The organism is uncultured Kluyvera sp., from assembly GCF_902485085.1.
Classification (GTDB): Bacteria; Pseudomonadota; Gammaproteobacteria; order Enterobacterales; family Enterobacteriaceae; genus Kluyvera; species Kluyvera ascorbata.
The window spans coordinates 1-22,870 of record NZ_CABTJS010000163.1 but is presented as its reverse complement, the minus strand read 5'-3'; the positions used below and the strand labels follow the sequence as shown (position 1 = coordinate 22,870).

Sequence of the window (22,870 nt, the reverse complement as noted above, 5' to 3'; positions counted from 1 at the left end):
GCCTGGGGCTGGTTTTTTCCAGTCTGCTTTGAAGCTGGCTATGGGGTTGTGGTTTTGTCTTTGCGTTTTTACTCGTCATTATTGGTGTTGCTGGTGTTGACCGTGGGCAGCGCGCGTGCGCGAACGTCGTTCGTCGAAGAGGCGGAGCACCCCTTCGATAATCCGGCTGATAGCCTGCCGGACCTCGCCATCACTCCGGAAAATCATGATGCAGAGAAACATTTTGCCGAGATGGTGAAAGCCTTTGGCGAAGCCAGCATGACCGATAACGGCCTGGATACCGGCGAGCAGGCGCGGCTGTTTGCACTGACGCAGTTGCAGGATAAGGTCAACGGCCAGATGAACCAGCAGTTGGAAAGCTGGCTATCTCCCTGGGGGAATACCAATATTCAGCTGCTGGTGGACGGCCAGGGGAAGATGACCGGCAGCCACGGCAGTTGGTTTGTGCCGCTGCAGGATAATACGCATTATCTCACCTGGAGCCAGTTTGGTCTGACCCAGCAGGACGATGGGCTGGTGGGGAATCTGGGGTTAGGGCAGCGCTGGGTCGCCGGGCAGTGGCTGCTTGGCTATAACACCTTTTATGACAGCCTGCTGGATGCCAACCTTAACCGCGGCGGGCTGGGCGCGGAGGCCTGGGGCGAAAACCTGCGCTTTTCTGCCAACTACTATTACCCACTGCACGATTGGCAGAATACGGGCACGGCGCTGCAACAGCGTATGGCGCGCGGCTACGATCTGACGGCGCAGGCCTGGATACCCGCTTATAACCATATCAACACCAGTCTGAGCGTCGAGCAATACTTTGGCGACAGCGTTGACCTGTTCCGCAGCGGTACGGGCTACCGTAACCCGGTCGCGGTCTCCCTTGGCCTTAACTATACCCCGGTGCCGTTATTCACCTTCAGCGCCCAGCATAAGCAGGGAGAGAGTGGGGTAAACCAGAACAATCTCGGCATGAAGGTTAACTATCGTTTCGGCGTGCCGTTGAAGAAGCAGCTTGCCGCCGACGAAGTGGCGCAAACCCGTACGCTGCGTGGCAGCCGCTACGATGCGCCGGAGCGCAACAATTTGCCAGTGATGGAATTCCGCCAGCGTAAAAGCCTGAGCGTCTATCTGGCAACGCCGCCGTGGGATCTGACCGGGTACGAGACGGTTGAGCTTAAACTTCAGGTGCGGGATGAATACGGCGTGAAATCATTAAGCTGGCAAGGGGACACGGCGGCACTAAGCCTGACGCCGCCGGCATCCAATGCCAGCACCGATGGCTGGAGTATTATTATGCCGGCCTGGGATCCGACGGAGGGTGCCAGCAATACCTGGCATCTGTCGGTCATTGTGGAAGATAACAAGGGGCAGCGCGTCACCTCGAATGAGATAACGCTGACGCTGACCGAACCTGTCGTCAGCTTTGCCCCGCAGGGCAATAGCTGGTTGGACATGGCGCCATAGCGGCAACGGTCAGAAAATACGTTCCTGGTGTACCCATACGGCGGCTTCGACGCGGGATTTCAGCTTCATTTTCTTCAGCATGTGCTTCACGTGAACCTTCACGGTGCTTTCTGTGATGTCCAGACGGCGGGCAATCATCTTGTTCGGCAGGCCCTGGGCGATCAGTTTGAGAATATCGCGCTCACGCGGGGTCAACTGGTTGATGTCGCGATCCGAAGTCGCGCGGTTGGCGCGCAGGCTGGCGGCCAGCACGGGCGTTAATGCTTCACTTAATACCATTTCACCGGCGGCAGCTTGTTGCAGGGCTTTCAGCAGATCTTCCGGTTCCATATCTTTCAGCAGATAGCCATCAGCACCGCGTTTGAGGGCCGTGACCACGTCTTCTTCATGGTTGGACACGCTGAACACCACCACGCGGCCAGACAGTGATTTCTCACGCAGCTTGTCGAGGGTTTCCAGACCGTTCATGCCAGGCATGTTGAGATCGAGCAGAATCAGATCGGGATCGAGGGTTTCTGCCAGTTCAATTCCTTGTTCACCATTGCTGGCTTCGCCTACAACCTGAATATCTGATGCCATACTGACCAGTTGTTTCACGCCGGTACGCAGCATAGGATGATCGTCAATTAACAGGATAGTAGCCCGTTCCTGATTACTCATGAGTATCTCCTTGGGGAGTAGAAAGCGATTGTTCGGGGACAAACGTAACCACGACTTCAGTGCCGCCGCTTTCACGACGACGAACCTGGCAATCGCCACGCAGGCTTTGTGCGCGGTCACGCATAATAATGAGGCCATAATGGTTGCTGCGTTCAGCGTGCAGCGGGACGCCGCAGCCGTTGTCGGCCACCACCAGTTTGACCTGGTTGTTTTGTTGGGTAACGCTGACTTTGACTTCTGTCGCCTGCGAGTGCTTAAGCGCGTTGCTTAAGGCTTCGCGGGCAATCTGCAGCAGGTGAATCGCCTGGTGCGATGGCACGCAACGTGGCGGCAGTTGATAGTCGAGCTGCACCGGGAAGCCGAAATGGCTGCTGTACTCCTGGCAGCTGTCCTCCAGCGCCGGACGCAGGCCAGACTCGGTCAGCTTCAGACGGAAGGTGGTCAGCAGTTCGCGCAGTTGCGCCCACGAAGTGTTTAGCTCATTGCGCACCTGGCTTAGCAGTTCGCGACTTTCCGCAGACGACTGCTCTTTTTGCATCATTTGCAAACAACTGACCTGCATCTTCATGCAGGAGAGCGACTGGGCGATGGAATCGTGAAGTTCGCGGGCAATCGTTGAGCGCTCTTCCATCACGATCAATTGCTGCTGGCGCTCGAGCTGTTTATCCAGCGCCAGCGTTGAGGTGATTTGCTCGAGTAGGGTATCAACCAGCTGTTGCTGATCGTGGCTTAGCTCGCGGCCGTGCGGCAGGGTCGCCAGAAGGATGCCGTACTGGTTGCGTGGGTCGGTCAGCCGCCATTTCAGCGTGATGCCGTCATGCGGTGCGGTATCGACGTCGCGCGGGCAGAGATAACAGCCTCTGTCGTCGCACTCCCAGCCGGAGTGGCAGCTGAATTCCTGATGGTTATCTTCGTCTTCGGTATCGTAAACCCGGACTTCAATTTCCCGCAGCGGGGTCAGTTCCTGGAGGCCGTTCAGCACCGGAGAGATACGTTCACACAGCGGCACGCTGGAATGCAGTCGGCGGTTAGCCTGCCACAGGAAAGAGAGGATCGCATTTTTCTGCTCCAGCCCGGCGGTTTTCTCCTGTACACGACGCTCCAGCGAGGCATAGCTCTCCGCTAGCTCGGCGGACATATTGTTCAGCGCCATGCCAAGGGTGGCCATTTCGTTGCGGCCACTGATTTGCGCGCGATGGGTAAAATCGCGATGGCTGATGGCTTCGGCCATGCGTAGCAACTGTCGCCACGGGTGCAGCAGCCGGGTGCGTAGCCAGAAGACGGTGAAGATAAGCAATACCGCCATGAAAAAGGCCATCAGTCGGTGCATCCATACCACGTGAGAGATGCGCTGTTCGGTGGTGTGATCGAAGACGGTGACCAGCTGGTCTATACGGTTCACAAAGCCGGTAAGATCGCTGGCGACTTCATCCGGATTGCTCGCCTGACTAATATCCGGTGCCAGATGCTTCAGCCAGTATTGCTGGAGTTCTTGAAGCTGCTTCACCTGGCCATCGCGTTCGGCGGCCAGCTGTAATTGCGGGCTGAAGACAGTTTTCTGCATCTCGTCAAACAGCACATCGTCGTCCTTATCCACCGGAATAGCGGCCAGCAGGCGATAGCTCTGCATACGCAGCGAACCGGCCTGGTTGATGGCATGGGCGCTACCCTGCACGCCGTTCACCAGGCGTGCAGAAATCATCATACTTGCCACGCCAATAAGGGTAGACAGCAGTACGATGAGGGCCAGTTGATTCACCAGCGTGAGTGGTGTAAAAAAACGTCTAAACATGGTGCGATAAGGCTCCTGACGGAAAACTCTCCGGCGAGTGGCGTTATTTTCGACTATCGCCTGGAGTATACCCATACCCCTAAAGAGTTACCTCTTTATTTCCATCGTAGTTGAGGTGCTGAGGGTAGAGGAGTATGAGCGTAACAGCCACGTGAAATAACAGGTTTTTTTAACCATAAAAATCTACCCATAAAGGGTGATGATTTATTTTTAAGCAATATAATGCCAACTTTTCCTTTGATTTATATCAACTTACCGCGCGGTGTAAACCCTAATGTGGCAGGGGTTGATATTAATAATCAGAGGTGTCTATGAGTCACTCCACTGCCCCGGAAAGGGCAACCGGCGCTGTCATTACCGACTGGCGTCCGGAAGATCCGGCATTCTGGCAGGAACGCGGTCATCGCGTCGCTAGCCGGAACCTGTGGATTTCAGTTCCGTGCTTGCTGCTCGCATTCTGCGTCTGGATGTTGTTCAGTGCCGTTGCGGTCAATTTACCAAAAGTGGGCTTCCAGTTTACAACCGACCAGCTGTTCATGCTGACCGCGTTGCCTTCCGTTTCCGGCGCACTGCTACGCGTACCGTATTCTTTCATGGTACCGCTGGTGGGTGGCCGTCGCTGGACCGCGTTCAGCACCGGGATCCTTATCATTCCTTGCTTATGGCTGGGCTTTGCCGTTCAGGACACCTCCACGCCGTTTAGCACCTTCATCATTATCTCTCTGCTGTGCGGCTTTGCGGGTGCAAACTTCGCGTCCAGTATGGCGAACATTAGCTTCTTCTTCCCGAAAGCGAAGCAGGGCGGTGCGCTCGGCCTCAACGGCGGCCTCGGCAATATGGGCGTGAGCGTTATGCAGCTGGTGGCTCCACTGGCGGTTTCTCTCTCTATCTTCGCGGTATTTGGTAGCCATGGCGTGACGCAGCCGGACGGCAGCGAGCTGTTTCTGGCAAACGCGGCGTGGATCTGGGTACCGTTCCTGGCCATCTTCACCGTAGCTGCCTGGTTTGGCATGAACGAACTGGCGACGTCGAAAGCGTCTTTGAAAGAGCAGTTGCCGGTGCTGAAACGTGGTCATCTGTGGATCATGAGCTTGCTGTATCTGGCCACCTTCGGTTCGTTTATCGGCTTCTCAGCCGGTTTTGCGATGCTGTCAAAAACCCAGTTCCCGGAAATTCAGATCCTGCATTACGCCTTCTTCGGTCCATTTATCGGTGCGCTGGCGCGTTCTGCCGGTGGGGCGATTTCCGACCGTCTGGGCGGGACCCGCGTGACGCTGATTAACTTTATCCTGATGGCGGTATTCAGTGCGCTGCTGTTCATGACCCTGCCAGATAACGGCGTAGGCGGTAACTTCATCGCCTTCTACGGTGTCTTCCTGGCGCTGTTCCTGACCGCCGGTCTGGGGAGTGGTTCCACCTTTCAGATGATTTCCGTTATCTTCCGTAAGCTGACTATGGATCGCGTGAAAGCCGAAGGCGGTTCTGACGAGAAAGCGATGCGCGAAGCGGCAACCGATACGGCGGCAGCGTTGGGCTTTATCTCGGCGATCGGTGCTATCGGCGGCTTCTTTATTCCGAAAGCGTTCGGTACCTCTCTGGAATTAACCGGCTCACCGGCTGGCGCGATGAAAGTATTCCTCGTGTTTTATATTGTTTGCGTCGTGGTGACCTGGGCGGTATACGGCCGTAAAGCGAGAAAATAACGGATTACGTTATTTCTGAATAAGGGCGCGAGGTTTCGCGCCTTTATTTTTATCCCCACTTAGTTACAACATACTATTGGTGTTTTTCATTAGTCTGGCATCGTGCCCGGCAAGGATGAGGCCTCGCAAGAAAGGCTCTACCCCTTAATACCGCCGGGGCTTATTTTTACATCTTGAAATATGCGGTTTTCGTAAAAAATCCTTAATTTACAGATGGTTGAAAAATAAGAATGCATACCACCTTGGTGGTATGTGCTATTTCTGTGGCATTTGTTAAGCAAAGCCACCTTGATCGTTATCAATTCCCTACACCTTTCAGCGCGTTAACTTCGCTGCAAATTCAGCAATGTCGATTTATCAGAGAGCCGACAGGCTCCAAACAGGAGAGACCCGATGAGTAAATTCCTGGACCGGTTTCGCTACTTTAAACAGAAGGGCGAAACATTTGCCGATGGGCACGGACAGATTCTAGATACCAACCGGGATTGGGAAGATGGATACCGCCAGCGCTGGCAGCATGACAAGGTTGTGCGTTCAACGCACGGCGTAAACTGCACCGGTTCCTGTAGCTGGAAAATTTATGTCAAAAACGGTCTGGTTACCTGGGAAACCCAGCAGACTGACTATCCGCGCACCCGTCCGGATCTGCCTAACCATGAACCTCGCGGCTGTCCGCGTGGGGCGAGCTATTCCTGGTACCTCTATAGCGCCAACCGTCTGAAATATCCGCTGATGCGTAAACGCCTGATGAAAATGTGGCGTGAAGCGAAAAAACTGCATAGCGATCCGGTTGATGCCTGGGCATCCATTATTGAAGATGCCGACAAAGCGAAAAGCTTCAAACAAGCACGTGGCCGCGGTGGCTTCGTTCGCTCCTCCTGGCAGGAAGTGAACGAACTGATTGCCGCGTCCAACGTTTACACCGTGAAAACCTACGGCCCAGACCGCGTGGCAGGTTTCTCGCCAATTCCGGCGATGTCGATGGTCTCCTACGCCTCTGGCGCACGTTACCTTTCCCTGATTGGTGGTACCTGTCTGAGCTTCTACGATTGGTACTGTGACCTGCCGCCTGCTTCTCCGCAGACTTGGGGTGAGCAGACTGACGTTCCAGAATCAGCCGACTGGTATAACTCAAGCTACATCATCGCCTGGGGTTCAAACGTTCCGCAGACGCGTACTCCGGATGCCCACTTCTTTACCGAAGTTCGCTATAAAGGCACCAAAACCGTTGCTATTACGCCAGACTACGCTGAAATCGCTAAACTCTGCGACCTGTGGTTAGCACCGAAACAGGGTACCGATGCGGCCATGGCGCTGGCCATGGGCCACGTGATGCTGCGTGAATTCCACCTCGATAAGCCGAGCCAGTACTTCACCGATTACGTTCGCCGCTATACCGACATGCCAATGCTGGTGATGCTGGAAGAGCGTGACGGCTTCTACGCCGCGGGTCGTATGCTGCGCGCAGCGGATCTGGTTGATGGTCTGGGTCAGGAAGAGCATCCGGAATGGAAAACCGTCGCCTTTGATGAAAAAGGCGAGATGATCGCGCCAAACGGTTCTATCGGTTACCGCTGGGGCGATAAAGGTAAGTGGAACCTCGAACAGCGTGACGGCAAAACCGGCGAAGAGGTTGAGCTGCGCCTTAGCCTGCTGGGCAGCCATGACGATGTTGCACAGGTTGGTTTCCCGTACTTTGGCGGCGACGGTACCGAACACTTCGCTAGCGTAGATCTGGAAAATATTCTGCTGCACAAACTGCCGGTGAAACGCCTGCAGCTGGCAGACGGCAGCACCGCGCTGGTGACCACCGTTTATGACCTGACCATGGCTAACTACGGCCTGGAACGCGGTCTGAACGATGAAAACTGCGCAACCAGCTACGAAGATATTAAAGCGTACACCCCGGCGTGGGCTGAGAAAATCACCGGTGTATCCAGCGCGCAGATCGTCCGTATCGCGCGTGAGTTCGCCGATAACGCCGATAAGACGCATGGTCGTTCGATGATCATCGTCGGTGCCGGTCTGAACCACTGGTACCACCTCGATATGAACTATCGTGGTCTGATTAACATGCTGGTGTTCTGCGGCTGTGTCGGTCAGAGCGGCGGCGGCTGGGCGCACTACGTGGGCCAGGAAAAACTGCGTCCGCAGACTGGCTGGCAACCGCTAGCGTTTGCCCTTGACTGGCAGCGTCCGGCTCGTCACATGAACAGTACGTCCTACTTCTATAACCACTCCAGCCAATGGCGCTATGAGTCGGTTACGGCACAGGAACTGCTGTCACCGCTGGCGGATAAATCTCGCTATACCGGTCACCTGTTGGACTTCAACGTGCGTGCTGAACGCATGGGCTGGCTGCCGTCTGCTCCGCAGTTAGGCACTAACCCACTGCGCATCGCCGATGAAGCGAAGAAAGCGGGCATGACGCCAGTGGACTACACCGTTAAAGCGCTGAAAGAAGGTTCTATCCGCTTTGCCGCGGAACAGCCGGAAAACGGTAAAAACCACCCGCGTAACCTGTTCATCTGGCGTTCGAACCTGCTGGGCTCTTCCGGTAAAGGTCACGAATACATGCTGAAGTACCTGTTGGGTACCGAGCACGGTATTCAGGGGATGGATCTTGGCAAGCAGGGCGGCGTGAAGCCGGAAGAAGTGGAATGGCAGGATAACGGCCTCGACGGCAAGCTGGATCTGGTGGTGACGCTGGACTTCCGTCTGTCGAGCACCTGTCTGTACTCCGACATCGTGCTGCCTACCGCGACCTGGTATGAAAAAGACGATATGAATACTTCGGATATGCATCCGTTTATTCACCCGCTGTCAGCCGCCGTTGACCCAGCCTGGGAATCAAAAAGCGACTGGGAAATCTACAAAGGCATCGCGAAGAAATTCTCCGAAGTCTGCGTGGGGCACCTTGGTAAAGAAACCGACGTGGTGACCCTGCCAATCCAGCACGACTCCGCTGCCGAACTGGCACAGCCGTTAGACGTGAAGGACTGGAAAAAAGGTGAATGCGACCTGATTCCTGGCAAAACCGCACCGCACATTATTCCAGTTGAGCGTGACTACCCGGCAACCTATGAACGCTTTACCTCCATCGGCCCATTGATGGAAAAAATCGGTAACGGCGGTAAAGGGATTGCCTGGAACACCCAGAGCGAAATGGACTTGCTGCGTAAGCTCAATTACACCAAGGCAGAGGGCCCGGCGAAAGGCCAGCCAATGCTGGATACGGCGATTGATGCTGCAGAGATGATCCTCACCCTGGCGCCGGAAACCAACGGTCAGGTCGCGGTGAAAGCCTGGGCAGCGCTCAGCGAGTTTACCGGTCGTGACCATACGCACCTGGCGCTCAACAAAGAAGACGAAAAAATTCGCTTCCGTGATATTCAGGCGCAGCCGCGCAAGATTATCTCCAGCCCAACCTGGTCCGGTCTGGAAGACGAACACGTCTCTTACAACGCTGGCTATACCAACGTTCACGAGCTGATTCCATGGCGTACGCTGTCTGGTCGTCAGTCGCTGTATCAGGATCACCAATGGATGCGTGACTTCGGTGAAAGCCTGCTGGTTTACCGTCCGCCTATCGACACCCGCTCGGTGAAAGAGGTGATGGGTAAGAAATCCAACGGTTACCCAGAGAAGGCGCTGAACTTCCTGACGCCGCACCAGAAATGGGGCATTCACTCTACCTACAGCGACAACCTGCTGATGCTGACCTTAGGTCGTGGCGGCCCGGTCGTGTGGATGAGTGAAGAAGATGCCAAAGAGATCGGTATTGAAGACAACGACTGGATTGAAGTCTTCAACAACAACGGTGCGCTGACCGCGCGTGCGGTAGTCAGCCAGCGTGTACCGGCCGGGATGACCATGATGTACCACGCGCAGGAACGTATCGTGAACCTGCCGGGTTCAGAAATTACCGGTCAGCGCGGCGGTATCCATAACTCGGTGACCCGCATTACGCCGAAACCGACCCATATGATCGGTGGCTATGCGCACCTGGCCTACGGCTTTAACTACTACGGTACCGTCGGTTCAAACCGTGATGAGTTCGTTGTGGTACGTAAGATGAAGAACATTAACTGGTTGGATGGCGAAGGCAATGACCAGGTACAGGAGAGCGTAAAATGAAAATTCGTTCACAAGTCGGCATGGTGCTGAATCTCGATAAATGCATCGGCTGTCATACCTGCTCAGTCACCTGTAAAAACGTCTGGACCAGCCGTGAAGGGACCGAGTACGCATGGTTCAACAACGTTGAAACCAAGCCGGGCACCGGTTTCCCGACCGACTGGGAAGATCAGGAGAAATACAAAGGCGGTTGGATACGTAAAATCAACGGCAAACTGGTGCCGCGCATGGGTAACAAAGCGCTGCTGCTGGGTAAAATCTTCGCTAACCCGCATCTTCCGGGTCTGGATGATTACTACGAACCGTTTGATTTTGACTACCAGACGCTGCACAACGCGCCGGCTGATAGCAAGGCGCAGCCGATTGCACGTCCACGCTCGCTGATTACCGGCAAGCGCATGGACAAAATCACCAAGGGCCCGAACTGGGAAGACGACCTCGGCGGTGAGTTCGAGAAGCTGTCGAAAGACAAAAACTTCGAGAACATGCAGAAGGCAATGTACGGCCAGTTCGAAAACACCTTCATGATGTATCTGCCGCGTCTGTGCGAGCACTGCCTGAATCCGGCGTGTGTCGCCACTTGCCCGAGCGGTGCAATTTACAAGCGTGAAGAAGATGGCATCGTACTGATCGATCAGGATAAGTGCCGCGGCTGGCGTATGTGCATCACCGGCTGCCCGTACAAAAAAATCTACTTCAACTGGAAGAGCGGTAAGTCTGAAAAATGCATCTTCTGCTATCCGCGTATTGAAGCGGGTCAGCCGACCGTGTGTTCAGAAACCTGCGTGGGTCGTATTCGTTACCTCGGCGTGCTGCTGTATGACGCGGATGCCATTGAAACCGCTGCAAGCACCGAGAACGAGAAAGACCTGTATCAGCGTCAGCTGGACGTGTTCCTCGATCCGAACGATCCGAAAGTGATCGAGCAGGCGCAGAAAGACGGTATCCCGCTGAGCGTCATTGATGCAGCACAGAAATCGCCGGTTTATAAAATGGCGATGGACTGGAAGCTGGCGCTGCCGCTGCACCCGGAATACCGCACGCTGCCAATGGTCTGGTACGTGCCACCGCTGTCACCAATTCAGTCCGCAGCCGATGCGGGTGAACTGGGCAGCAACGGCATCCTGCCGGACGTGGAAAGCCTGCGTATCCCGGTTCAGTACCTGGCAAACCTGCTGACCGCAGGTGACACCCAACCGGTAGTGCTGGCGCTGAAACGTATGCTGGCGATGCGCCATTTCAAACGTACCGAGACCGTTGACGGTGTGATTGATACCCGTGCGCTGGAAGAGGTCGGTCTGACCGAAGCGCAGGCGCAGGAAATGTACCGTTACCTGGCGATTGCCAACTACGAAGATCGTTTCGTGGTACCAAGCAGTCACCGTGAACAAGCGCGCGACGCGTTCCCAGAGAAAAACGGTTGTGGCTTTAGCTTCGGCGATGGCTGCCACGGTTCGGACAGCAAGTTCAACCTGTTCAACAGCCCTCGTATTGATTCTGTGGATGTGAGCAGCAAAACGGAGCCACACGCATGATTGAACTCGTGGTGATTTCACGTCTCCTTGAGTACCCGGATGCTGCCTTATGGCAGCATCAAGGCGAACTCTTTGACGTTCTGTCTGAATCAGAAAAACTGGAAAAAGCGGATGCCCAAGCTCTGGGCGTCTTCCTGCGCGATTTAACCGCGCAGGATCTGCTGGATGCTCAGGCTGCCTACAGTGAGCTGTTTGACCGCGGCCGTGCGACGTCACTACTGCTGTTTGAACACGTGCATGGCGAATCCCGCGACCGTGGGCAGGCGATGGTCGATCTGCTGAATCAGTACGAGCAGCATGGTCTGGTTCTCGATAGCCGCGAGCTGCCGGACCACCTGCCGCTGTATCTGGAGTACCTGGCGCAGCTGCCAGAGAGCGAAGCGATTGGCGGCTTGCAGGACATTGCGCCGATTCTGGCGCTGCTCTGCGCGCGTCTGCAACAGCGTGAGAGTCGTTATGCGGTGCTGTTTGAGCAGTTGCTGAAGCTCGCGAACAGCGCGGTTGATGAAGCGAAAGTGGCGGAAAAAATTGCCGACGAAGCCCGCGATGATACGCCTCAGGCGCTGGATGCGGTGTGGGAAGAAGAGCAGGTGAAATTCTTTGCCGACCAGGGCTGTGGTGACTCGGAAATTACTAACCACCAGCGTCGTTTTGCCGGTGCCGTGGCCCCGCAATATCTGAATATCTCTAACGGAGGACAGCAATAATGCACTTCCTGAATATGTTCTTCTTCGACATTTATCCGTACATTGCGGGTTCTGTCTTCCTGATTGGCAGCTGGCTACGTTACGACTACGGCCAGTACACCTGGCGCGCCGCGTCCAGCCAGATGCTGGACCGCAAAGGGATGAACCTCGCATCTAACCTGTTCCACCTTGGGATCCTGGGCGTATTTGCCGGTCACTTCCTGGGCATGCTGACGCCACACTGGATGTATGAAGCGTGGCTGCCGTTGGAAGTAAAACAGAAGATGGCGATGTTTGGCGGTGGCGCGGCTGGCTTGATGTGTCTGGTCGGCGGTGTTCTGTTACTTAAGCGCCGTCTGTTCAGCCCACGCGTACGTGCCACGACGACCGGGGCTGACATCCTGGTGCTGTCCGTTCTGGTTATCCAGTGCGCGCTGGGTCTGCTGACGATTCCGTTCTCTGCGCAGCATATGGACGGTAGCGAGATGATGAAACTGGTTGGTTGGGCGCAGTCCGTGGTGACCTTCCACGGCGGCGCGTCTGCACACCTGGACGGCGTGGCGTTTATCTACCGTATGCACCTGGTGCTGGGGATGACGCTGTTCCTGCTGTTCCCATTCTCGCGCCTGGTGCACATCTGGAGCGTGCCGGTCGAGTATCTGACCCGCAAGTATCAGATTGTTCGTGCGCGCCATTAATAGGGCGTAGTGACGTGCTAAACCCCGCTTCGGCGGGGTTTTTTGTTTGTGCAGCCTATTCCCCGGCCAAGCGCAACGCCGCCGGGATATATATGGCAGAGAGGCAAGATAGAGCTAGAGGAATAACAGAGATATATTTGAATATTTAATCAGAGAAGATACAACCGAGAGGAGATGGTGGTGGGGGAAGGATTCGAACCTTCGAAGTCGATGACGGCAGATTTACAGTCTGCTCCCTTTGGCCGCTCGGGAACCCCACCACTGGGGTAATTCAAATTGTAGGTAAAACTGAGAGATGGTGGTGGGGGAAGGATTCGAACCTTCGAAGTCGATGACGGCAGATTTACAGTCTGCTCCCTTTGGCCGCTCGGGAACCCCACCACGGGGTAATGCTTGGTTTTACTGGCCTGCTTCCTTCTTGGGAAGCGGGGCGCATCATATCAAATGACGCGCCACTGTAAAGCATTCGTTTACCGAAAATGAACTGTTTGCGTACTTTTCATCCGTAACGGATTAAAGCTAATCAATTCATTTCTCAAGTGATTAAAGAATGATCGTCCGATTACCGTACACGAAGACGCGCTGAGCTAATACCTGATACAGCGCACGGCTCAGTACGTTTTTCTCTACGTCTCGACCGGCACGCATCATATCTTCCGCGGTATAGGTATGATCGACGTGAATCACGTCCTGCATGATGATTGGACCTTCGTCCAGATTATCGTTCACGTAGTGCGCCGTCGCACCCACAATCTTCACGCCGCGTTCATAGGCCTGGTGGTAAGGGCGCGCGCCGATAAATGCCGGCAGGAACGAATGGTGGATGTTGATAATCTTGTTCGGGAAACGAGAGACGAACTCAGGCGTCAGCACACGCATATATTTCGCCAGCACCACGTAGTCCGGCTCGTGCGCAGCGATGGCATCGGCCATTAATTTATCGTGCTCTTCGCGCGCCAGCCCTTCGTGGCTAACCAGCTGGAAAGGAATGTCAAAACGTTCAACCAGGGTACGCAGCGTTTCGTGGTTGCCGATGACAGCCGCAATTTCGACATCCAGTCCGCCGTAGTTGGCCTTCATCAACAGATCGCCAAGGCAGTGGGCTTCTTTCGTTACCAGAATCACGATACGGCGACGGCCTGCGGGGTTTAATTCACGAACAGAACCTTCCGGCAGCGCGCTGTCTAAGTCTGCGAGCAGGGTAGAGTCGTTAAAGATCCCTTCCAGCTCCGTACGCATAAAGAAGCGTCCGGTGCGGTGATCGACGAACTCGTTGTTCTGCACGATGTTTAATTCGTGCTTGTAGCAGATGTTGGTGATGCGCGCGATAAGCCCTTTTTGGTCAGGGCAGATGGTGCGAAGAACTTTACGTTGTATGGAATGCATTGCCGGGTAAATCCTGTTGATGATGTTTGCGAAGCTGTTATTGGGTTTATTGCCCACAGCATTTTTTAAATTTTTTGCCAGAGCCGCATGGGCAGGGATCGTTTCTGCCAATGACCGGACGTGTGCCATCAATATAGTACCACTGACCGTTTTCTTTTAAGAATCGTGAACGCTCAATGATGGCACCATTCTTGTTATTTTCATGAAAACGGGCAACGAAGCTGACAAAACCTTCATCAGGCGTACGACCTGCTTCGGTGGCAAATACGGTAAGCCCAAGCCATTCGGTTCGGGAGAATCCGCTCTGGATATCGTCACGGAAAGTCGCTGCCTGACAAGAAGGGTGCCAGGTTTTTACCAGATAGTCGGCGTCTTGTTTAACGAAGGCGCTGTAACGTGAGCGCATAAGCAACGCTGGCTCAGGGGCGCATTCGCTACCGGACAGATAACGCTGGCAACATAAGCTATACTCGAGAGCGCTGCCGCAAGGGCAAAGTTCAGACAAAGACAACTCCTGAATCGATAATTAACGGCGAATTAACGCCTGATAGCACTATGTTAACCGAGCGCTGGCTATGATGCCACGCTATCAGTAAGAGGATGTTCATCGGTCGCAATGAGAAAACTTAAAATTGGCCTGGCATTAGGCTCAGGAGCTGCGCGGGGCTGGTCGCATATTGGTGTCATTAAGGCGCTACAGGAAATGGGTATCGAGATTGATATCGTTGCAGGATGCTCAATCGGCTCGTTGGTTGGTGCGGCGTATGCCAGCAGCCGTCTGCCTGAACTGGAAAAGTGGGTCTGCTCATTCAGCTACTGGGATGTGCTTCGCCTGATGGATCTTTCGTGGCGGCGGGGTGGACTACTGCGTGGGGAACGCGTCTTTAATCATTATCGACAGATTATGCCTAATGAGGTGATTGAGCAGTGCGAGCGACGCTTTGCTGCCGTTGCCACGAACCTCAGTACCGGGCGCGAGATTTGGTTTACCGAAGGCGATCTCCATATGGCGGTACGTGCGTCATGCAGCATTCCTGGGCTGATGGCGCCGGTATTACACAATGGCTATTGGCTTGTCGATGGTGCGGTAGTCAACCCGGTACCGGTATCGCTCACACGTGCGCTTGGTGCTGATATTGTTATTGCGGTTGATTTGCAGCATGACGCACACCTTATGCAGCAGGATCTTCTGTCTGTCAATCTTCAGCCTGATACGGAGATGAATGAATCGCCAGATGAGCTATCATGGCATGAGCGTCTTCGCGCCCGTTTAGGGCGAGTGGCCGCGCGTCGGTCGGTTGTTGCTCCGACGGCGATGGAGATCATGACAACCTCAATACAAGTCCTGGAAAACAGGCTGAAGCGAAACCGTATGGCCGGCGACCCGCCGGATATTATATTGCAGCCGTTCTGCCCCCAGATCTCAACTCTGGATTTCCATCGAGCCTCATCTGCGATAGCCGCGGGTCAACAAGCGGTTGAAAAAAAGACAGATGAGCTTTTGCCTTTAGTGCAGAGTTCAACTTAAGGCATTTTTTTCGACTACTTCAGCAAAATCTGAAAGGCGATTATCACAATAGCATGCCACTATTTACTTATCGTCGGGCAGGGGAGATATCATGACGCAGCCGTTGGCGGGAAAACAGATTTTAATAGTCGAAGACGAACCCGTTTTCCGCTCACTTATGGATTCATGGCTTTCGTCATTAGGCGCGAATACGCTGTTGGCGCAAGATGGCGTCGACGCCTTAGCGCAATTAGCGAACCAGAAACCCGATCTGATGATTTGCGACCTTGCCATGCCGCGCATGAACGGTCTCCAGTTGGTTGAGCACGTCCGTAATGCAGGACAGCAGATACCTATTCTGATTATCTCTGCCACTGAGAATATGGCTGATATCGCCAGGGCATTACGTCTTGGAGTACAGGATGTCTTATTAAAACCTGTTAAGGATCTTAATCGCTTGCGAGAGACTGTGTTCGCTTGCCTCTATCCCAATATGTTTAATTCGCGGGTTGAGGAAGAAGAGCGTCTGTTTGAAGATTGGGATGCCCTGGTTAACAATCCTGCCGCCGCTGCTAAACTCTTGCAGGAGTTACAGCCGCCGGTACAGCAAAATATTTCACACTGCCGTATAAATTATCGCCAATTAATGGCGGTGGATGCCCCTGGTTTGGTTCTGGATATTGCGCCATTGTCAGAACAGGATCTGGCGTTTTATTGTCTTGATGTTACTCGCGCCGGCGATAATGGCGTTTTGGCCGCGCTATTACTTCGCGTGCTTTTTAATGGCTTGTTGCAGGAACAGCTCTCGCATCAAGGGCAACGCTTACCTGAATTGGGGAGTTTGTTGAAACAGGTCAATCAGCTTTTGCGCCAGGCAAATCTTCCTGGGCAGTTCCCTCTATTGGTCGGTTATTACCATAGCGGATTAAAAAATCTGATCCTTGTGTCGGCTGGTTTGAATGGAACGTTGAATACCGGCGAGCATCAAATACAAATAAGCAATGGCGTCCCGTTAGGGACGTTAGGAACGGCTTATCTCAATCAAATAAGTCAACGTTGCACCTCATGGCAGTGCCAGATTTGGGGTGCCGGTGGCCGTTTGCGATTAATGTTGTCTGCGGAATGAGCAAACGCATTTTTTTACAGGGATAGCTTTAACAGCTTATCTGCCATAGTGATACTATCTGCCAAATTGATGTGGATATACTCGTCATGTTTCAGCGTGCTGGTGCGTTAGCCAGGCTCATTATCTTTCGTTACAGCGATTAATCTGTACTTGAGTTTATGAGTGGCGTTCCCTCCTGTAGCTCTACGTCTTCGAGTATTTATCTTAATTCGAGGTCAACGCATCCTTTTCGGACCAGCCTCAGGTGGCTGTGATGATATACTCAATGCGTTATTAATTAACGAGCAAGTTCAAAGTTTGAACAGTTCAGGAGATTTGAATGGCTGCCCTAAATTCGAAAGTAAGAAAGGCTGTTATCCCGGTGGCGGGATTAGGTACAAGGATGCTGCCGGCTACCAAAGCAATTCCTAAAGAAATGCTGCCTTTGGTGGATAAGCCTTTAATTCAGTATGTTGTGAACGAGTGTATTGCAGCTGGTATCACTGAAATTGTACTGGTGACCCATTCTTCTAAGAATTCCATTGAAAACCACTTTGACACCAGTTTTGAGCTTGAAGCCATGCTGGAGAAGCGCGTAAAACGTCAACTTCTGGAAGAAGTGCAGTCTATCTGCCCTCCACATGTAACCATCATGCAGGTCCGTCAAGGGCTGGCAAAAGGTCTTGGGCATGCGGTACTGTGCGCGCATCCGGTGGTAGGGGATGAACCTGTTGCTGTGATCCTGCCGGACGTTATTCTTGATGAATACGAGTCTGACTTAAGCCGTGAAAACCTCGCTGACATGATTGCACGTTTCGATGAAACGGGCGCAAGCCAGATCATGGTTGAACCGGTTGCAGACGTGACGGCATACGGTGTCGTGGACTGTAAGGGCGCCACCCTGAATCCTGGCGACAGCGTGCCGATGGTTGGGGTTGTCGAGAAACCAAAAGCGGACGTTGCGCCTTCTAACCTCGCTGTTGTGGGTCGTTATGTGCTGAGTTCTGAAATCTGGGCTCTGCTTGCCAAAACCCCTCCGGGTGCTGGCGACGAAATTCAGTTAACCGATGCCATTGATATGCTGATCGAGAAAGAAACCGTTGAAGCGTATCACATGAAAGGCAAAAGCCACGACTGCGGTAATAAACTCGGTTATATGCAGGCATTTGTCGAATACGGTATTCGTCACAATACGCTAGGTGAAGATTTTAAAACCTGGCTGCAAGAGACGCTGGGCGTCGCGAAGTAATTTAACGAATGTTGCTAAAGCCGGGGAAACCCGGCTTTTTTTATTTCTAAATAACACAAATGGATAAAAAATGAGCGTCAATGTGCCTACTGGTTATCAGTTGTCACATTTTTCAGATATAAAAAATCCCGCCGAAGCGGGACTTTTTACGAAGCAGATGGATTAACCTTACAGCAGGAAATCATCCAGGGTTTTACCCTGCTCATCCATTGCTTTTTTGATAACTGCTGGAGTACGACCCTGGCCAGTCCAGGTTTTGGTTTCGCCGTTCTCGTCAACATAGCTATATTTAGCAGGACGTGCAGCGCGTTTAGCTTTAGTGCCAACTTTAGCAGCAGCCATGCTATTCAGCAGTTCGTTCGGATCAATTCCGTCTGCAATCAGCATTTCACGGTATTGTTGCAGTTTACGAGTGCGTTCTTCGATCTCAGCGGCTGCTGCGTTTTCTTCTTCACGGCGCTCGTTAACAACAACTTCTAATTTTTCCAGCATTTCTTCAAGCGTTTCAAGGGTGCATTCTCTTGCCTGCGCACGAAGAGTACGGATGTTGTTCAAAATTTTAAGTGCTTCGCTCATTGTAGTAATCTCAAACTTATATTGTGGGGTGGTTTGTTGAGGTAATAATAGAGCGATAAAATCAGTTGTGCAATAGGGAAGAATGTAAGGAATTCAAAATAACGTGTTATTTGGTGCGATATTTAATATGTATAAGTTAAATTGCTGACGAGCTTCGACATCTTCACGGTGCTTATTGCTGGGGCGAAATCGCGATAACACGCGGGGTGTAGGTGTGTTTTTACACGCAAATATACTCCGTATGGATAAATATCAACCTTATGTATTAGCCTGCATGCATCGACCCAACGCACGACTTTATAAAATGATGCATGGCGGTATCCTTCCGTCCTCACGACCTCTCCGAGCTTTCTGCAGCTGATTGTCCTCATGGATATTCATCTATTTGACTGATAGCGAGCGGTGATAAATTGTATACTTCCGGTTAGTAAGTTCATTGCAGCACAGTGACAATAACCGTGTGATGCTCAAGGGGGTACTGGTTTATGCCCATAGTTATAACGATGTTATTTTGCTGATGGTTACGTTTAATTTACAGATAACAATGGTGAGTACTTCGCTACACAAATTGTGGTCGATCACATTTTCAATGATGGACTCATTAATCTTTTCAACTATTAACCTTGCTAGCTATTTTTTACTGTCGAGTAGGAGTGCAGCAGCAGGGGGGGGTATGAAAAAAACACCAAATAATTGAGTCTAATGATGATGTTACCGATGCATGTCACATAATTATGCAAGACGGTCGTTGAGGTATTGTTTAATATTGGACGCAGCGTGGTGTCCAGCTGTACGGTGCGTGCTTTCTTTATGTGTACGTATACATAGCGGTGGGATGACACAGGAAGCCTGGGGGTAAATATGTTACACTGCGCCCCGTTTAAAAAACGTATCGATTAGGACTCCTCAGCCAATGGCACAACTTTATTTCTACTACTCAGCAATGAATGCGGGGAAGTCGACGGCGCTTTTACAGTCGTCATACAATTACCAGGAACGGGGTATGCGAACCGTGGTTTATACCGCCGAAATAGACGACCGTTTCGGGGCAGGCAAAGTCAGCTCACGAATTGGTCTCTCTTCTCCAGCGAAGCTTTTTAATCAGGCGAGTAACCTGTTTGCTGAAATAAGCGCTGAGAACGCACGTGAACCGGTTAATTGCGTGCTAGTGGATGAATGCCAATTCCTGACGCGTGAGCAGGTCTACGCGCTGTCTGACGTGGTAGATAACCTCGATATTCCCGTATTATGCTACGGACTGAGAACGGATTTCCGGGGCGAACTGTTCGGGGGGAGCCAGTATCTGCTTGCGCTCTCCGATAAGCTGGTTGAGCTAAAAACGATTTGCTTCTGCGGCCGTAAGGCCAGCATGGTACTACGTCTCGATCAGGATGGTAGACCTTATAACGAGGGCGAGCAGGTGGTGATTGGCGGTAACGAGAGATACGTCTCCGTGTGCCGTAAGCACTACAAAGAAGCGCTGGAAGAAGGCTCACTGGCCGTCATTCAGGATAAGCATCGTAAGACCTGTCGTTCTTGTTAATCCTCTCCTGATGCGTTTGCTGCCGTTATAGTGACGGTGAGGGAACGCAGAACCTATTAATTTCAGCCAGCCAGGCATAAAACAAGCCCCATCATGGATGGGGCTTGTTTTTTATGCTTTCAGCAAGAAATCAGCGGATTATTTCTTCGCTTTTTTCTCAGCTTTAGCGGGTGCTGCTTCTTTCTTCTCTTCAACTGAACCTTCTACGAATTCACGACCGTAGTAAGTATCCAGCAGAATTTGTTTCAGTTCAGCAATCAGCGGGTAGCGTGGGTTAGCACCGGTACACTGGTCATCAAACGCATCTTCAGACAGTTTGTCAACGTGTGCCAGGAAGTCGGCTTCCTGTACGCCTGCTTCACGGATAGATTTAGGAATACCCAGTTCAGCTTTGATCTCTTCCAGCCAGCCCAGCAGTTTTTCGATTTTCGCTGCGGTACGGTCGCCCGGTGCAGACAGACCCAGATGGTCAGCGATTTCAGCGTAACGACGACGCGCTTGTGGGCGGTCATACTGGCTGAAAGCAGTCTGTTTAGTTGGGTTGTCGTTCGCGTTATAACGAATAACGTTGCTGATCAGCAGGGCGTTCGCCAGACCGTGAGGAATGTGGAACTGAGAGCCCAGTTTGTGCGCCATTGAGTGACATACACCCAGGAAGGCGTTCGCAAACGCGATACCCGCGATGGTTGCTGCACTGTGTACGCGTTCACGTGCTACCGGGTTCTTAGAACCTTCATGGTAAGACGCTGGCAGGTTTTCTTTCAGCAGTTTCAGCGCCTGCAGAGCCTGACCGTCGGAGAACTCAGAAGCCAGTACGGAAACATAAGCTTCCAGGGCGTGAGTAACGGCATCCAGACCACCGAAAGCACACAGGGACTTCGGCATATCCATGACCAGGTTGGCGTCAACAATCGCCATGTCAGGAGTCAGCGCGTAGTCAGCCAGTGGGTATTTCTGGCCAGTTGCGTCGTCGGTTACAACCGCAAACGGAGTCACTTCAGAACCGGTACCGGAAGTGGTGGTGATCGCAACCATTTTTGCTTTCACGCCCATTTTCGGGAACTTGTAGATACGTTTACGGATATCCATAAAGCGCAGCGCCAGTTCTTCGAAATGCGTTTCTGGGTGTTCGTACATGACCCACATGATTTTTGCTGCGTCCATCGGGGAACCGCCGCCCAGCGCGATGATCACGTCTGGTTTGAAGGAGTTAGCCAGCTCTGCACCTTTACGAACGATGGTCAGAGTCGGGTCAGCTTCAACTTCGAAGAACACGTCAGTTTCAACGCCAGCAGCTTTCAGTACAGAAGTGATCTGGTCTGCATAGCCGTTGTTGAACAGGAAGCGGTCGGTCACGATCAGCGCGCGTTTGTGGCCATCAGTAATCAGCTCATCTAACGCGATTGGCAGTGAGCCACGACGGAAGTAGATAGACTTCGGAAGTTTGTGCCACAACATGTTTTCAGCTCGCTTAGCAACGGTTTTCTTGTTGATCAGGTGCTTAGGACCAACGTTTTCAGAGATGGAGTTACCACCCCATGAACCACAACCCAGAGTCAGGGAAGGTGCGAGTTTGAAGTTGTAGAGGTCACCGATACCACCCTGAGAAGCAGGGGTGTTGATCAGGATACGCGCGGTTTTCATCATCTGACCGAAGTGAGCAACGCGTTCTGGCTGGTTGTCCTGGTCGGTGTACAGGCAAGAGGTATGACCGATACCGCCCATCGCAACCAGTTTTTCAGCTTTCTCAACGGCATCGTTGAAGTCTTTTGCACGATACATCGCCAGGGTTGGAGACAGTTTTTCGTGTGCAAACGGTTCGCTTTCGTCAACAACTTTCACTTCGCCAATCAGGATCTTAGTGGTTGTTGGTACGGAGAAGCCTGCCAGTTCAGCAATTTTGTATGCTGGCTGACCAACGATGGCCGCGTTCAGCGCGCCATTTTTCAGGATAATGTCCTGAACGGCTTTCAGCTCTTTGCCCTGCAGCATGTAGCCGCCGTGGCTTGCAAAACGTTCGCGAACGGCATCGTAAACGGAGTCAACAACAACAACGGACTGCTCAGAAGCACAGATAACGCCGTTATCGAAGGTTTTAGACATCAGCACGGATGCAACAGCACGTTTGATATCAGCGGTTTCGTCAATAACAACAGGGGTGTTACCTGCGCCAACGCCGATTGCTGGTTTACCGGAGCTGTATGCTGCTTTAACCATGCCTGGACCACCGGTCGCGAGGATCAGGTTAATGTCAGGATGATGCATCAGTGCGTTAGACAGTTCTACAGACGGTTGGTCAATCCAGCCGATCAGATCTTTTGGCGCGCCAGCAGCAATTGCAGCTTGCAGAACGATGTCCGCTGCTTTGTTGGTCGCATCTTTCGCACGTGGGTGTGGAGAGAAGATGATGGCGTTACGCGTCTTCAGGCTGATCAGCGATTTGAAGATAGCGGTAGAAGTTGGGTTAGTGGTTGGTACGATACCGCAGATGATGCCGATTGGTTCAGCGATGGTGATGGTACCAAAAGTGTCATCTTCAGACAGAACACCACAGGTTTTTTCATCTTTATAGGCGTTGTAGATATATTCAGACGCGAAGTGGTTTTTGATCACTTTGTCTTCAACAATACCCATGCCAGATTCGGCAACGGCCATTTTTGCGAGAGGGATTCGAGCATCTGCAGCGGCCAGAGCGGCGGCGCGGAAGATTTTGTCAACTTGCTCTTGAGTGAAACTGGCATATTCACGCTGGGCTTTTTTTACGCGCTCTACAAGTGCGTTAAGTTCAGCGACATTAGTAACAGCCATAATGCTCTCCTGATAATGTTAAACTTTTTTAGT

The 22,870-nt window shown here is 52.6% G+C and carries 16 protein-coding genes and 2 tRNA genes; 10 read left to right on the top strand and 8 right to left on the bottom strand.

What is annotated here, in order from left to right; all coding sequences use genetic code 11:
• Positions 1–48: 48 nt before the first annotated feature.
• A complete protein-coding gene (locus tag RDN66_RS20080; protein ID WP_374044032.1) occupies positions 49–1,452 on the top strand; it encodes a YchO/YchP family invasin in 1,404 nt (467 codons plus the stop codon).
• Between the two features lie 9 nt (positions 1,453–1,461).
• Here the strand turns inward: RDN66_RS20080 and narL are convergent, their stop codons facing one another.
• Entirely contained in the window at positions 1,462–2,112 is a 651-nt protein-coding gene (gene narL / locus RDN66_RS20075) for a two-component system response regulator NarL (RefSeq protein WP_035895589.1), read from the bottom strand.
• Complete coding sequence (narX, locus tag RDN66_RS20070) at positions 2,105–3,904, bottom strand: nitrate/nitrite two-component system sensor histidine kinase NarX (protein WP_202217808.1); 1,800 nt, start codon at positions 3,902–3,904, stop codon at positions 2,105–2,107. Before narX ends, narL begins: the two co-directional genes overlap by 8 nt.
• Positions 3,905–4,215: 311 nt before the next feature.
• On the opposite strand from narX, the gene RDN66_RS20065 reads away from it, so the two are divergent.
• The 5 genes from RDN66_RS20065 (at position 4,216) to narI (ending at position 12,663) form a co-directional block, all read left to right on the top strand.
• Entirely contained in the window at positions 4,216–5,607 is a 1,392-nt protein-coding gene (locus RDN66_RS20065; RefSeq protein WP_202217809.1) for a NarK family nitrate/nitrite MFS transporter, read from the top strand.
• Positions 5,608–6,000: 393 nt separating this feature from the next.
• Complete coding sequence (locus tag RDN66_RS20060) at positions 6,001–9,744, top strand: nitrate reductase subunit alpha (RefSeq protein WP_202217810.1); 3,744 nt, start codon at positions 6,001–6,003, stop codon at positions 9,742–9,744.
• Positions 9,741–11,279, top strand: a complete 1,539-nt coding sequence (gene narH / locus RDN66_RS20055; RefSeq protein ID WP_308538135.1) for a nitrate reductase subunit beta — start codon at positions 9,741–9,743, stop codon at positions 11,277–11,279. Before RDN66_RS20060 ends, narH begins: the two co-directional genes overlap by 4 nt.
• Positions 11,276–11,986 (top strand): nitrate reductase molybdenum cofactor assembly chaperone, encoded by a 711-nt coding sequence (narJ, locus tag RDN66_RS20050; protein WP_035895581.1) that lies wholly within the window; start codon positions 11,276–11,278, stop codon positions 11,984–11,986. Before narH ends, narJ begins: the two co-directional genes overlap by 4 nt.
• Complete coding sequence (gene narI / locus RDN66_RS20045; RefSeq protein WP_035895580.1) at positions 11,986–12,663, top strand: respiratory nitrate reductase subunit gamma; 678 nt, start codon at positions 11,986–11,988, stop codon at positions 12,661–12,663. Before narJ ends, narI begins: the two co-directional genes overlap by 1 nt.
• Positions 12,664–12,838: 175 nt before the next feature.
• Here narI and RDN66_RS20040 read toward each other — a convergent pair.
• From RDN66_RS20040 to RDN66_RS20025, 4 genes are all read right to left on the bottom strand, one after another.
• Positions 12,839–12,923 (bottom strand) — tRNA-Tyr (locus RDN66_RS20040).
• A gap of 36 nt (positions 12,924–12,959) precedes the next feature.
• Positions 12,960–13,044 (bottom strand) — tRNA-Tyr (locus RDN66_RS20035).
• 162 nt (positions 13,045–13,206) lie between these two features.
• Positions 13,207–14,049 carry a formyltetrahydrofolate deformylase gene (gene purU, locus RDN66_RS20030; protein WP_123652467.1) on the bottom strand — a complete coding sequence of 281 codons (843 nt, stop codon included), beginning with the start codon at positions 14,047–14,049 and terminating at the stop codon, positions 13,207–13,209.
• 46 nt (positions 14,050–14,095) lie between these two features.
• On the bottom strand, positions 14,096–14,554 hold the full coding sequence (locus tag RDN66_RS20025) for a YchJ family protein (RefSeq protein ID WP_202217812.1): 459 nt from the start codon (positions 14,552–14,554) through the stop codon (positions 14,096–14,098).
• A gap of 111 nt (positions 14,555–14,665) precedes the next feature.
• Between RDN66_RS20025 and rssA the strand changes: the two genes are divergently transcribed.
• The 3 genes from rssA to galU all read left to right on the top strand — a co-directional run bounded on the left by rssA (position 14,666) and on the right by galU (position 17,910).
• Positions 14,666–15,577: a patatin-like phospholipase RssA gene (rssA, locus tag RDN66_RS20020; protein WP_308538134.1), complete on the top strand. Its 912-nt coding sequence runs from the start codon at positions 14,666–14,668 to the stop codon at positions 15,575–15,577.
• Between the two features lie 91 nt (positions 15,578–15,668).
• Positions 15,669–16,682, top strand: a complete 1,014-nt coding sequence (rssB, locus tag RDN66_RS20015; RefSeq protein ID WP_202217814.1) for a two-component system response regulator RssB — start codon at positions 15,669–15,671, stop codon at positions 16,680–16,682.
• A 319-nt stretch (positions 16,683–17,001) separates the two neighbouring features.
• Positions 17,002–17,910, top strand: a complete 909-nt coding sequence (gene galU, locus RDN66_RS20010; RefSeq protein ID WP_035896043.1) for a UTP--glucose-1-phosphate uridylyltransferase GalU — start codon at positions 17,002–17,004, stop codon at positions 17,908–17,910.
• Positions 17,911–18,078: 168 nt separating this feature from the next.
• Here galU and hns read toward each other — a convergent pair whose 3' ends face one another.
• A complete protein-coding gene (gene hns / locus RDN66_RS20005; protein WP_035896045.1) occupies positions 18,079–18,486 on the bottom strand; it encodes a histone-like nucleoid-structuring protein H-NS in 408 nt (135 codons plus the stop codon).
• Between the two features lie 913 nt (positions 18,487–19,399).
• Here hns and tdk point away from each other — a divergent pair.
• Positions 19,400–20,029: a thymidine kinase gene (gene tdk, locus RDN66_RS20000; RefSeq protein ID WP_202217815.1), complete on the top strand. Its 630-nt coding sequence runs from the start codon at positions 19,400–19,402 to the stop codon at positions 20,027–20,029.
• 138 nt (positions 20,030–20,167) lie between these two features.
• On the opposite strand, the gene adhE is transcribed toward tdk, so the two are convergent.
• Positions 20,168–22,837, bottom strand: a complete 2,670-nt coding sequence (gene adhE / locus RDN66_RS19995) for a bifunctional acetaldehyde-CoA/alcohol dehydrogenase (protein WP_202217816.1) — start codon at positions 22,835–22,837, stop codon at positions 20,168–20,170.
• Positions 22,838–22,870 lie beyond the last annotated feature (33 nt).